This is a genomic window from Melioribacteraceae bacterium, assembly GCA_019638015.1.
Lineage (GTDB): Bacteria > Bacteroidota > Ignavibacteria > Ignavibacteriales > Melioribacteraceae > JAHBUP01.
The window spans coordinates 513,274-528,607 of the sequence record JAHBUP010000001.1 but is presented as its reverse complement, the minus strand read 5'-3'; the positions used below and the strand labels follow the sequence as shown (position 1 = coordinate 528,607).

At 35.2% G+C, this 15,334-nt stretch carries 5 protein-coding genes; 2 read left to right on the top strand and 3 right to left on the bottom strand.

The window, feature by feature from the left end; genetic code table 11:
- Positions 1 to 334: 334 nt before the first annotated feature.
- Positions 335 to 655 (top strand): helix-turn-helix transcriptional regulator, encoded by a 321-nt coding sequence (locus tag KF816_02160; protein ID MBX3006809.1) that lies wholly within the window; start codon positions 335 to 337, stop codon positions 653 to 655.
- Positions 648 to 980: a HipA domain-containing protein gene (locus tag KF816_02155; GenBank protein MBX3006808.1), complete on the top strand. Its 333-nt coding sequence runs from the start codon at positions 648 to 650 to the stop codon at positions 978 to 980. The genes KF816_02160 and KF816_02155 overlap by 8 nt, the downstream gene beginning before the upstream one ends.
- 137 nt (positions 981 to 1,117) lie before the next feature.
- Here KF816_02155 and KF816_02150 read toward each other — a convergent pair whose 3' ends face one another.
- From KF816_02150 to KF816_02140, 3 genes are all read right to left on the bottom strand, one after another.
- Positions 1,118 to 12,430: a T9SS type A sorting domain-containing protein gene (locus tag KF816_02150; GenBank protein ID MBX3006807.1), complete on the bottom strand. Its 11,313-nt coding sequence runs from the start codon at positions 12,428 to 12,430 to the stop codon at positions 1,118 to 1,120.
- Positions 12,431 to 12,799: 369 nt separating this feature from the next.
- Positions 12,800 to 14,080 carry a VCBS repeat-containing protein gene (locus tag KF816_02145; GenBank protein ID MBX3006806.1) on the bottom strand — a complete coding sequence of 427 codons (1,281 nt, stop codon included), beginning with the start codon at positions 14,078 to 14,080 and terminating at the stop codon, positions 12,800 to 12,802.
- A 57-nt stretch (positions 14,081 to 14,137) separates the two neighbouring features.
- A complete protein-coding gene (locus tag KF816_02140) occupies positions 14,138 to 15,169 on the bottom strand; it encodes a hypothetical protein (protein ID MBX3006805.1) in 1,032 nt (343 codons plus the stop codon).
- Between the last annotated feature and the right edge of the window lie 165 nt (positions 15,170 to 15,334).

Here is a 15,334-nt window from a genome sequence, read left to right as displayed (position 1 = left end):
GATCTTGGTATTTTAAAATCATTATTGTATGAAGGTGTGGCATGTTGCAGTTCATTCTGTGATTCACCTGTGGATACTCCTATTTCTCGAAACATGGTACGATACTTTCAATACTATGCTTTTTCCTTCCCATTTTGACTTCATGCTTTGATCCTTATTTACTAACCTTAAATGGATCTTCTATTGGGTGCTGGTCAATATCGCCACCTGATGAGGCAAAGTTAGTATACCACCATAAAAACCCATGAGTAATTTCATTAAAATAATGCTAACTATTGTTTACATTTTTGCTTATTATTGTAAAGTATAGTTTACGTTATAAAAGGAAGAACAAATGATATCACCTAAAATTAATCGAATGCTAGAAAATCTTGGCGAGAATATTAGACTTGCAAGACTTAGAAGAAGATTGAGCGCACAACAAATTTCTGAAAGAGCTAACATTAGCCGCCCTACTCTTTCTTCCATTGAAAAAGGTAGGCCGAATGTAAGCATAGGATTATACTTACAAGTTCTTTTTGTACTTGGTCTTGCTGAGGATATTTTAAAAGTAGGAAGAGACGATGAACTAGGGCGTAAGCTACAAGATGCGAAATTAACCGTTAAGAAAAGAGCCCCCAAAAGAAATAAAATTATGGAAAAGAATTGTGTTTAGTATATCTATTTCAAATACTGATGATCACTTACGAAATCATGGATTTATACTAACTGAAAAAGGTTGGCTGCTCTCACCCGCTTTCGATATAAATCCTAATGAATCGGGGACTGGTCTAAGTCTTAATATATCCGAAACAAGTAACGATTTAGACTTCGACCTTGCGTTAGAAGTAGCTGAATATTTCCGTTTAAATAAAACCAAGTCGCAGAAGATAATAAAGTTGACTAAGGAGAAAGTAGGTGCCTGGGAAAGCGTTGCAAAAAAGTACAACCTCTCTAAAGCTGAAATAATCTCAATGACAAAAGCATTTAATCGAAGTTAGTTTTCTCTCCGCTTCATATTTTGGGTGACCAGTCCCAATAGAAGATTCAATTTAAATACTTAAATTATTTTTATAGATTAATAAAAATAGCGGTAGTGAATCCACTACCGCTATTTGCCCTCTCATCATCCACAATACTATTTCACCAACAACATTTTCTTAGTATCACGGAATATTTTGCCCTCATTTGAGATTGCGGTAATTGAATAAATATAGACTCCGTTGCTTAGGTCAGCCGCATTAAAATGAAGTGTTTGAATTCCTGCAGAGTAAAATTGATCTGCTATAGTATGTACTCTTTCACCAAGAATATTATAAACGTTTATCTGAACTTTTGAATCGCTTGGCAAACCAAATTGAATTTGTGTAGATGGATTAAATGGATTAGGATAATTTTGAGAAAGATAATAATCAGTTGGGATTTCTATCTCATTCAATAATTCTCCCATTTCTTTAGCCAATCCCGCTCCCTGAATCTTTTTAAGATTTAGCCAAGCTTGTTTCAAAGTAATTATGGCTTTATCATAATTTTCTTTTGAATAATCGCTATAGACCTCAGCTATTAATTTTTGAGCATCATCCAAATCCCTTTTCCATTTAGTGCAATTACTATTTGTTGGAGTTGCGCCGCATCCTAATGCTTCATACTTGGTAATCAACTCCGAGTAGTACAATTCAACAACATACTTATCCGCATTAAAGATATGAATTATTAAAGGTAGAATTTTCGATGAGTAAATCGGTTCTTTGTCCAGCTTCATCAAGTCTTTAACAGCATTTTTACTTGCTTCAAACATCTGCTGTCCGTTAGCGGTAAGATGAGATTCATCTATCCATAGTTTTGGATCTAAGCTCTTAAGGAAGAAATCATAACTCTTTTGTATATCCTTCTGCAATTTTCCACTTGTATTATTTATTAATTCGACATAAGCCTTCTTAGCTAAATCTTGTTCAACTGTGTTAATATATTCTTTATCATAAAGGGGTGTAATTATCTCTCCGTAGTTAGACATGAATCCATATACATTTTTAATTTTTGCTTTAACAAGATCATGCTCAAGCATGAATATGTGATTGTCCCCTCCATTATTTTCATAGACAATATTTTGCGGTTGAGTCATATCATAATTAATCACATAAGCTAATTCCACTTGAAACTTCGTATAAATTGGGAAGGAGATTAAATTCGAATAGACCTTATCATTTGCGACTAGGTCGCCATGAGTCCCGTCATCATACATCGGTGTCATGAAGTCACTGCTTTGTATAAACCAACCTGCCCAGCTTAATGGGACTGAAGAACCGGTTAGATGAACGTTATTGATTTGCGACGGCAACGCATTACCGAAAACATCTTTTCCTCCATTCAGGTTCACCTGGATAAGAATTGATGTTACCCGGTTTGTGCTATTTTCTTTTCTAATGTCATCAAAAGTTCTATTAATACTTATAGAACGATTGTTGAATTCTTCTGGGGTTACATTATGTGTTCTATTATTTCCATTCTCCCAGAAATCGCCAAACTGAACAGATGTGTACCAGAATTTATAATCGGGCAAATTCTCACCGGAGGATTGAACATTCTGAATTGCTGTATGAGTAAATAGATTTGGTTGATTTGGATCTTGAGTCATTCTTATTCCAATTTCCCAACCAAATTCTGTTCCCCTCAATTCAACATAATCAGTCAGTGGATTAAATCTTCCTGATGCTATTTCATATTGCATATCACAACTATAGGTAACTTGTATAGGTGTTTGTTGTATTAAGTTTGCAACAATTGCCCTACTCTTATTGGCAGTAAATGTAAAAGTTTTATTTGTCGATACAATATTTCCATCCTCCATCCAATTTACGAAAGAGTAACCTGAATTTGGGATTACATTTATTGTAATTGTGTTACCAGAGTAATAAGCACCATCGCCAGTTGTTATTCCACCATTTGCAGGATTAGTAGCCAATTCGATGCTAAATGGTCCAACAATTCCTTTCACAAATCTTTGAACCATTGGAGCGCTACCAACTCCAAATTGTCCAGCATAAGCAATTTTTCCATCATTACTAAAAGCTAATGCGCGAGGTCTTTCATTTGGCAAAGTGGGATTTGAAAAATTCCACTTTAGACTATCCACAATCATTTTAGTAACCGTATCATATGCATACCATGTTCCAGGAGTATAGCCATTGGTCGGTTTATCGTTTTGTGATCCTGCAGAGATCCATAAGTGACCAGTAACTGGATGCCAAGTAAAAGATTCTGCATGGAACCCGGATAAAATTGAATCTACCAATGCAAAGTTCGATGATGCATCGTTTCTTTTGTAAATATGTACTTTACCATTAGTATATCCTGCCCAATAAATTGTATTCCCATCTTTCGAAACTTCGAAGCTTCTTGAGAAACCTTTTGTTCTATCAATGGCAGTTCCAATTAAATTAAGATTCTGATCATACATTGAAAGTGGAAAAGTTCCTTCAGTAACTGGCGCAATAAATATTGTTCCATCTGAAGAAACGCTGGCAGCCGTAGGAGTTCCCGGGAATGTAACTTTTTTCAATCCATAACCTGTCTTATAATCGATCATATATAAAGCAGCGGGATTACTGCCGGGACCAGTTGATAAAAGAATATTTCCGTCAATATTTGTTCTCATTCCACGCTGAGATATAGTGTACATTGTATCTCCCATCACCTGAAATAACGGGGAGAATGATGCTTGTGTACCGTCCGGATTAAAAACATAAGTAAGATATACGGGTGCTCGCAAAGCTTTTCCAGTAGCCGGATTTATAAAACCAGTTATGTTTTGCCATTTCCCTATCCAAATTTTACCATCAGGGTCAACAGCAATTGCATGATTTTGCGATTTCCAAGAAACATCTTCGCTAGGAAATGCACCTTGGTTTAACCATTGTTGAGTTACACCAATTTGAGTACATACTGTAAAGTTCCATATATCGCTCCACTCGCTCCACATATTATTAGTATAAGACTTAACTCGCCAAAAATATGTGCTTCCTTCATTTACAGGAACATCCCAGTAAGCAGCATTTGCATTTTCTTGAAATAAAATTACATTCGTAAAACTTGGATCTAACGCAACTTCAACTCTATATTTTGTTGCTCCATTTACACCGTACCATTTCAAATTTGCAGAATGACTTGGTACTTGTGCAAAACCATTTTCGGGTGAAAGTAATATTGGTTTGGAATTGCCAATTGTATTGAATTTCCAAATATCTGACCATTGACTGTTATTCGATTTTACTCGCCAATAGTGTACACTGTTGTTAGGTAAAGCCTTTGTATATGTTGGTGTATCGGTCGAATCCATGAACATCGGATTAAAAAAATCTGGGGTATTGCTTATTTGCACAAAATACCGAGTAGCATTACTTAATGGTTGCCAGGTAAAGGTTGCTAATTGGTTAACACCGGTTTGATTATTAGAGGGTGATACTAAAATAATTTTAGCCAATTCTGATTTTATACTAATTACAATATTTTGGTGGGGAGATAACATTTCTGCAACTCCATCATTATCAGTATCCATTACATGGCAGAAAACTCCAGAATTCGCAATGTTTCCCCATATGTACTGATTGTTTTCAAAATCCAGAACTGAAGTAGCACCATTTTTATTAAAAACAATCTCATTTTTAGAATCACCATCTACATCCCCAGAGTGGACACCGAAAATTCCAGCCCTAGCATTAAATAGATTGCTTATAATAAAATCATTCGTACTTTTTTCAATTTTATAAAAATAATAATCATAGGTAGCGACATTATAAACACCTGAATAAATTTCATTTAAACCATTTTCATCCAAATCAGCTACAGCACATCCATTTAAGGCATGTGAAAAGCCAGTAATATTGTTCTCAACTACATATTGAGTGCCATCATATCCAATGATCAAAATTCCATGATTAGATTGTGCCCATGGGGAGGATGGTGAAATAATCTCAAGAGAATAATCGTTATCTATATCACCTACAGCTATTTGAAGACCAGTCGATTGATTAATAGTTTGGAGAGTTACTAAAGAATTTAGCGTTGAAGAATAATTATAAATTGTGATTTGATTTCCTCCCACAACTAATTCGTTAATGCCATCTTTATTTATATCAACAAATGACATTGGCTTATAGTGGATAGAATTATTACTTTGTTCTAACCATCTTACGTGTTTTGACCCGTCCCACTTTAGTATTAGAAATTTATTTGTACGTTCAACATCAACTAACATTTCATTTTTCCCATCCTTATCGATATCTTCGATTAGTGTGATTATTAAATCTCCATAACCACCGTCTCCCAATTTATACTCGTTTTCTAATAGTATTTGTTGCGTTCTAATATTAACATATTGTCCGTTTTGATACTCGAATTCTACAATCTTGCCATCACTTGTCCCTATATATATTCTATTTTGTCCGTCACCTCTAAAATCGCCTGCCAATACTGATCTTGCCAACTGGATATTAGCGGAAGCATCCACATTGGAAATTTTATATACAGGCCTATTTTCTTGATGTACAGTAAAACTCCAAACCTCAGACCAATCACCCCACATATCTTGAATTTTTGCCCTGGTTCTCCAGTAGTAAGTTTTACCATCTTCGAAATTGAAATATTCGATATTTGAGATTGATTCTTTACTCAATGTAAGTGAGGGAGAAAAGTTTGGATCTTGAGAATATTCAAAGTAGTAAGTAGATGCTTGACTTACAATTGAACAGTAAAGAATACCCCATATTTGAACCTCAGCATATCCATTTCGGGGTTCAATTAATCTTGGAATTGGATTACTTGATGTATAAAAATTCCATACATCCGACCACTGGCTGTTATCTGCCTTGACCCGCCACCAGTATCCGCTGTTCTCATTTAGTGCTTGCGGCACGGTAAAAGTTGTACTATTTGTGAGATAACTATATAATGGATTCGTTAAATCTGGATTATTATTTATTTGTAAAGTATAGGACACAGCTCCTTCATACTGCTGCCAACTGAATTGCGCTGTTGGACTTATTTGATTCTGCCCTTGTGAAGGAGTTATTAAAACAACCTTTGGAGAGTGATCATAAATGCTTACAATATTGAATTGGCTAAATGCCGGGGCCAATATTTCAGCGGCAAGATCTGAATCTACATTTGCAACTTCTCCGTTTTCAGCATATCCGCTATGATCAATGTATCCCAAATTCAATTGACCATTTTCATAATCATAAATGTATGAACCATTTGCGGCTCTAAATAAAACAATTTCGTTTTTACCATCCCCATCAATATCGCCGGTCCTGCCCTTTAGCGTACCATATTGCACACGATCACTCCTGAGAATTGAATATGCGCCGTTATCAAAACCGATTACATAATTGTTGTAAGTATATACTTGATAAGAACCGGTACCAACAAATATCTCACCCTTTCCATCATTGTTGAAATCTTCAATGGTTATGCCACCAAGTGTTGGGACAAATCCACTAAGCATTCCTTCTTGCCGATATGTGCTTCCATCATACCCAAGAATGTAAACACTTTTTGACTCCCATTCAGGATAGCTCTGTTGTGTTGTAATAATTTCAAGGTATCCATCGCCATCAGTATCACCTAGCGCAAATTTAGAGTCGGTTGGCTGTGGAAATTCCCATATTTTATTAAGTGTATTTGATGAATACTGATACACACCAACTAATCCATTCACCACCATTATTAATTCTATATTTCCATCCTTATCTAAATCAGCGGTTTCAAATGAACTATTAGCATTTACATTAAATGTGTTATCCTGCCTTTCAAAAATTTGTGTATAACTCCCGCTTTCACTGCGGTAAATTTTAAATAAATTCGGTTGTGGCGATGAAAATCCTTCACCAATTACAATGATTTCATTTTTCCCATCTTTGTCGATATCTGCAATTGCCTTTGGAGATAAGTTTGACCAATCAACAGGATTTGTTATAACCGTAATTTCATCTTCGTTTATCAGATTGCCATTTTCATATCTACTTATTTCAAGTTTCCCAGCTCTACCATTACCAATAAGTATTCTGTTTATTCCATCATTCTTTACATTACCCGAAAGTACGCCACGGAATGATGAAGTTGCATCACCCTGTTTTGTGTAATCAACTGATGAAAACTTATAAGCTGGTGTATCTATATTTATTGTATGAACTGTAAAGCTCCATGTGGAGCTCCACTCTCCCCACACTCCATTTAATAATGCCTTCGCTCTCCAGTAGTATGTCTTTCCTTCTGTTAGGTTTAGATTCCAGAGCTGAGTATTATTATTTTCCTGGAATGTCACTAATGTTGAAAAATTTTGATCCTCAGATAATTCTACTCTGAAACTTGTCGCACCATTTACCCAGTTCCACCTTAAGAATGCATTCTGTGCAGGCACTTCAGCAAATCCATTCCTTGGCTCCAGCAATCTTGGTATTGGATTACTTCCAGTTCCAAAATTCCATACATCTGACCATTGGCTGTTGTCTGCCTTAACGCGCCAATTATATGTGCCAAAATTTTCTCTCAACGATTCAGTCATAGTATAACTTGTACCGGTGATATTTGTAAACCTAAAAGCTGGATTTACAAAATCACTCATAGTTGTTATTTCTAATGTATAGCTAAGTGCCCCAGAATACGCTTCCCAAGTAAATGTTGTCATTGGATTTACATTACCGATATGGTTACTCGGACTTAGAAGTGCTACTTTGGGTGATTGATTAAAGATGCTCACAACTTCAAATCGATTCTGTTCCGGGACTATGATTTCTGCTGCCACATCAGAATCTATATTGGCAACATCGCCATTCCATGAACTTGTATGCTCTACTAATCCACTCTTATACTGACCATTTAAATAATAATAGATATACGAACCATATGAGGTTCTCGCCATTACTACCTCATTATTTCCATCGCCATCTATATCTCCAACTTTACTTGTTGCAACTCCGAAGCCAACTCGATCAGTATTTGTAATTGAATATCCGCCAGATTGGTGCTCTATTTTATACAAATTATAAGTATAGCACTGCACACTTCCAGTACCGGCAATGATTTCTTTTTTTCCATCATTATTAAGATCAACAATAGATACCCCTCCCAAAGAATAAGTAAATCCTCCAACTTCAGATTCTAACTGATAACTACTTCCATTATATCCCAATACAATTAGTTTCTTTGATTCCCATTCCGGATATTGTCTTGATCCAAATACTATTTCATTATACCCATCTCCATCTACATCATCTACGGCAAAGTTGCCATTATCCGGTCCATCATTATATTGCCAGATATCTGTAAATATATTTGTTCCACTATCATATTTTATAATTCTGAGATTGCCGCCAGACATCAGTAACTCGTTCTTTCCATCCTTATCTACATCTGTCACCATAACGGCACTATGCTGATATATGAAATTAGTCTTCTCAAATATCTTCTGATAACTACTTCCATCCCATTTGTATATCTGCGTAACTGACGGATCCCACGTGCTTGAGCCTTCGCCAACAACTAATATTTCATTTTTCCCATCATTATCTATATCTGCAATGGCTTTGGGAACTATACTTGTCCAATCGGCAGTATTTGATATTATTGGTATTTCAATTTCCTTTACTAATTCACCATTCTCATACCTATGGATTTCAAGTTTTCCACCTTTTCCATTGCCTATTGCTATGCGCTTTAATCCGTCTCCTTTTACATCTCCTACTAATGCTCCTCTGAATGATGTTGTTGCATCTCCAAACTTAGTGTAATCTACTGAGGCATACTTATATGGCTGTGTAGCTATATTTATTGTATGAACTGTAAAGCTCCATGTGGAGCTCCACTCTCCCCACACTCCATTTAATAATGCCTTCGCTCTCCAGTAGTATGTCTTTCCTTCTGTTAGGTTTAGATTCCAGAGCTGAGTATTATTATTTTCCTGGAATGTTACTAGTGTTGAAAAATTTTGATCCTCAGATAATTCTACTCTGAAGCTTGTCGCACCATTTACCCAATTCCACCTTAAGAATGCATTCTGTGCAGGCACTTCAGCAAATCCATTCCTTGGCTCCAGCAATCTTGGTATTGGATTACTTCCAGTTCCAAAATTCCATACATCTGACCATTGGCTGTTGTCTGCCTTAACGCGCCAATTATATGTGCCAAAATTTTCTCTCAACGATTCAGTCATAGTATAACTTGTACCGGTGATATTTGTAAATCTGAATGCCGGATTTGTGAAATCACCCATCGTTGTTATTTCTAAAGTATAGCTAAGTGCCCCAGCAAATGCTTCCCAAGTAAATGTTGTCATTGGATTTACATTACCGATATGGTTACTCGGACTTAGAAGTGCTACTTTGGGTGATTGAGAAAAAACGCTAACAAAATCCAAAGCTGCATAGTTAGGCGCAATAATTTCTGCCGCACCATCATTATCCGTATCACTTAGCTCACCATAACGTACCGAACCGTGGTGGCGAACTCTTCCAATCAACAAGGAATTGTTTTCATAATCAAGAACTGTTAACCCGTCAACATTGCCAAAGAAACCAATTTCATTTTTACCGTCAGAATCCAGATCACCAACCTTCGCATTGAATAATCCCCATGGTGTTTCATAAGTCGACGTATTTTGGTAACTAGTTCCATTGAATTCAATTTTATGAATAAAGTATTGATAAGAAGCAGCCCTCTGAGTTATACCTGTATAAATTTCATTAGAACTATTTCCATCAAGGTCTTCAATGACAACCCCTCCGAGTGCATGATCAAATCCCGTCACAGATGAATGTTTAGTGTAGACACCCCCATTCACATCAACAATACTTAGGGATGGGCGCTCATCATCCATAACAGGATAGACAAGTTCAAACTTTCCATCATTATCAGCATCGCCAACAGCAATCTGTTGTACTGTCATCTCGTTACTATTCCAAATCTGTTGGAATAAGTTACCAGTGTACTTGTATACCCCGACAAAGGGCATCGCCATTACAACTTCATTCTGCCCATCGTTATCCAGATCTACAATGCTTCCAATCCTATTACTCATATGTCCGGTTTGTGCACCTTGGAAAATCCTTTCATATGTGTTTCCATTCCATCGATACATCTCGATTTTATCAATTCCTTCAAATCCCACAATTATTTCATTTCTGCCATCGTTGTCTACATCTCCAATCATGTTTGGAACAATAGATGCGTATGGAGTTTGCTGTAGCTCGGCTTCACTAATTAATTGTCTTTCCCATTCCTTGATGTAAGCTCCGTTCAAGTTCCGGTACACTTGAAGCATTCCTGTCTCTTGACTACCGACCAGCAACCGAGTTATCCCATCATTATTTATATTGCCAGCAAGCGCCGAGCTGAATGGTCCCCCCTGCTCACGGGGCAAACTAAAATCGACAGAGGAAAACTTATAATCGGGTAAAGTGAGATTTCTTGTATTCACGCTGAATCTCCAGCTCGCACTCCATTCGCTCCATGAATTGTTTACGTAAGATCGAACTCTCCAGTAGTAAGTATTTCCTTCTGAGAAACTTATATTCCATTTGGTATTCTGATTAGTTTCCTCATCAAGATAGATAGATAAAAAGTTCTCATCGTAACTTATTTGAAATTGGTATTTTGAAGCTCCGCTTACCCACTTCCATGATAGAAAGGCATTCATGGCTGGAACAAACGCATACCCGTCTTGAGGTTCCAACAATCTTGGTATTATATTACTCCCAGTTCCAAAATTCCATACATCCGACCATTGGCTTTTGTCTGCCTTAACGCGCCAATTATATGTGCCAAAATTTTCTCTCAACGATTCAGTCATAGTATAACTTGTACCGGTGATATTTGTAAACCTAAAAGCTGGATTTACAAAATCACTCATAGTTGTTATTTCTAATGTGTAGCTTGCAGCTCCAGCATATGCTTCCCATGTGAATGTAGGCATTGGGTTTACATTGCCAACATGATTGCTTGGATTTAGTAATACTACCTTTGGTGACTGAGAATAGATACTCAAAATCTGAAGTGCTCCATAGGATGCAGCTATCACTTCAGCTGAATTATCATTATCAAGATCGGCCACTTCTCCATTCTCAACGGCACCGGTATGATTTATAAATCCAAGTAGATAATTTCCATTTTCATAATCATAAACATAAGATCCATTGGCATTGTTAAACATAACCACTTCATTGTTTCCATCCCCATCCAAATCTCCAACTAAAAACTGGCCAACTCCAAATTGAGTTCTATCTGATTTGATAATTGAATAGCCATTCCCATCAAATCCAATAATATTCATATACAATTCATAGCTTCTTATCCAGCCGGTACCGGTTACAATTTCTCCTTTTCCATCATTATTAAGGTCTTCAACTAAAACGCCACCAAGTGGATTAATGAATCCATTGATATCTGCTTTTAAATTAAAATTACTCCCATCAAACCCTAAAATTCTTATAATGCTTCCATTTTGAGAATTAAAATGGGTGACAATTTCTTTTAATCCATCACCATCTGTATCACCGACAGAAATTCTTGCTTGAACAAATTGCGGGTACTCACTAATTTTATTCAATGTGTTATTTTGAAAATTGTATACTCCAATTAAATTATTTACAACCATTACTAATTCATTATTTCCATCATTATTCAAATCCGTAAAAATCACGGAGTTATTCTGATTTACCGCAAAATTTTGTTCTTGTTTTTCAAATACTTTTACATAATTCAATCCATTCCAACGGTATATTCCAAAAAATGTAGGAGTCGGAATTGTTGAGTAATTTTCAGCCGCCACTATAAATTCTATATTACCGTCGTTATCAATATCTCCAATTATTTTAGGCACAATGCTTGCATTTTCTGAAGGTGAATTCAAAATTGGGATTTCATGTTCCAAGACTAAAGTATTATTGATGTATTGATAAATCTCAAGCTTACCCGCTCTACCATTTCCAGATAGCAGTCTTTTAATACCATCCCCCTTTGTATCACCAACCAATTCTCCTCTAAAGGTTTTTGTTGGGATTGAATTTTCTTGATAGTCAATAACAGAGAATTTATAACTTGGAGTTACAATGTTGATTGTATGAACAGTAAAACTAAACGGAGAACTCCAACTCTCCCACACATCATTCACCTTTGTCTGAACTTTCCAGAAATAAGTATTTCCCTCCGTTAAAGAAATGTTACTGAAATCTGGCCATGTTTGTTCTTTCTGATAATCAATTGTATTAAAGTTTTGATCCGAAGAAATCCATAGGCGGTACATACTTGCATTATTAACCCAACTGCAATTGAAAAATGCGTTCTGTGCAGGAACTTCTGTAAATCCATTTGGGGGTTGTAACAAAGTTGGAATATTTTGACCAGATATATTTGTTACAAATAATAAAAAAGATAAAAAACAATACACGAGGAATTTCATACAACCTCCATGCAAATTAATTATACAACGTAAATTGAATTTAATTTTTGCCTCATTTAAGAAAGGACAGGAAAACTTAATAACTTTATATAGTTACAATTCTTATACTTTAGTAAATAACGACAAGCTGTCTTTTCGATTGCACATTATTCTAACAAAAAGGCAGGTGGATAATCTTCCTTTTTAAAGTGAAACAATAACGAGAAAAAACACGACATGAATGGTTTTAATCATTTTAATCCATGATATTAGTAACTAATCCTTTCAATCATGATTTGTTGCAGAATTTAATAGGAAGATTTTTTCTTTTAATTAGAGGAGCGAAAAGATTAAGCGAACTATGAGTTGGAAGATGATTGGGTAGCTACCTCAAAAAGACTGCCCATCAAGTTTTCCCCACTTTCTTTTAAAACCATCCGGCTGGAGAATATCAACTACTTCGAAATTTTTGTTAAGTGTTAAAATTAAGCTGGAATACAGATTAGTATAGGTAATTGAAGAAAATCCATATTGTACCTTAAACGTTGAATCGTTTGTAACTTCCAGTAAAGTATTAATTCTGGGTTTATGCTTAATTGAATCGGAAATCCAGGTTCGAGCAAATTTCTTGTAATGTGTTTCATTTAAAAGTGGAAGGTCCTTAAATACTGGCGTATTGGCTGACTGCAATTTCCCCATGATCTTATTAGGGTCTAAAAATACAGCAACCGGAAAAGCTTTATCATCATTAACATCATTTAATCCCAAAAGTACAATCCCCTCTTCGCTCCCCAGTTGTAAATAATTCATCCCCCATAAATGACCATGATGCCAGTATTCACCTATTTTATTGAGTTGATGATCAAACTTTGTTAATACGTAGGGGGAGTTATAACTGTGTCCCCCCACATAAATTTCTTTAAATCCATCCTTGTCAAAATCTGCTACAACAAGTGAAAATGCTACAAAGTAGGATCCCAATTTTCTTCCAAAATATTCTACCTCACCTCCAATTGTTGCGCTGTTAATTACCTCTCCCTTATTATTGTAGATTTTCACCTCATTATAATTCTTCGGCTCCTTCTTGCTTGTTTGTACAATTGAGATCAGTTCATTTATTTTGTCATTATCCAAATCCGAAAGTATATGGGTATTTATATTATAAAGTATTTCATTTTCACTAACAATAAAGGGTGAATAATAGGGAATTGAGTAAAGCTCATTTGATGAATTATTATAAACCCGTAATGTTTTTAAGCTATCGTTGAGAACCGAAACTGCCGGATTATTATTTTGAAAAATAGAGTTAAAATTTAGTCCCATTAAAAATATTGCAATAGCAGCGGCAAGAGAAACCGTGGCTTTTACCGGTTCTGTTCTAATAAAATAATAGGTTCTTGAGATTATTGTTTTGGGAATTGGGGATAGAATAGAATCTTTATTTACTGCAACCGGGTTAATTACAAGAGATTTTGACTCTATTAATTTCTGATCCCTATCATTTATGTTTTCCCCCTTTTCCACTGTAGCATAGAATTGAGTGATTTGATTGTATAACTCCCTGCAGCTAAAACATTCGGATATATGATTCTCAATTTCTTCCTTCCGCTTCAGAATTTTCTTATCCCCATGAATCAAGAGCTCAATAATATTTTCATCGAAGTGTTTCATTATACAAGGATTTCCTTTCACCTTTTAGCGAGTGCAGAATTGTTATTATTATTTGCACTAATCAAATTCATTTTTAAGATTATTAACTACTATTTTTTTTGATAGCTTTACCATATACTCAAACTTTATTCGGTGTTTATTTCTGTATTCTTCGTAAGAATAAGCGGGATTTAGTTTTTTGAGATAATCATAATGGGAAATTTCAATTCCATCATTGAGAATATATGTATCATTAAGCATTTCAATTATTGCTTCAATAAAACTATCAAACAATTCCTTTTCAATCTTATTTTTTGTGAAATACTTATACTCCAACTCATTTCTAATTTCGAGAATACTTCTTTCAACGATTGTTTTAATATCTGTATTCATTAAAGAATTATCATAATTATAGTAAGAAGTGACCGGCAGCTCAAGTTTTAAGAACAGGTCTTTAAGTAAAAGTGCAATATCTATTAACGAATAAAATTTACGGTATCTATCGGATTCAGCTAATATTTGCAATAACTCAATCAATAGTTTTTTTATATTTTCTTTTTTATGAACCCGGCTTATTAATATTGATTCAAGCTCCTCAGAGGGAAATTCGGGAAGATGTTCATCAAGCTCAATATTGCTCATACTTAAAAAAGTATCCCCAAATCTTTCAAGAAATATTATCTGTTCATTCGATTTAGCAATCAACTTAATATTTCGCAAAATTTTGCTTGTTACCGGATCATATTCTCTGTATATGCGGAAAATGCCATCTTTGAGTTTTGAGAATACTAACATTCTGAAATGAATCATTATTTGTTCATCGGAATTACCGTCAACAGATCTGTCCCCATCAAAATAGTTTATCAGTTCTATAAAATTATTATTCTCATCTCGCTCAAAAATTTCAGCGATGCAGTCGAGCGCAATTGAACTTATGGTATGGGGTTGAATAGCGAAAGAAATTTTCCGGGAGCTGATTAACTGGGATAATCTTGAGATAGCAAATTGATGGGCTATTTTTACTAAATGATTGATTTCGAATTTATTAATATTTCCGCTAAGCGCTGATCGAAGAAGCGGGACTAAATAATTCTCAACTCTTGAACTCAAAGGCTTATATTTTTTGAGTTGAAAATAAGGGAGAATTTGTTGATTCTCAATGCTAATTAAAGATAAACAGTTATTTTCGGTTTGATATGCTAAAGCTTAGGACATCTAACCGTAATTTCCTTTGATAATAACTTGCAAAATTGGTACCCCCTTATTGTTATCGAA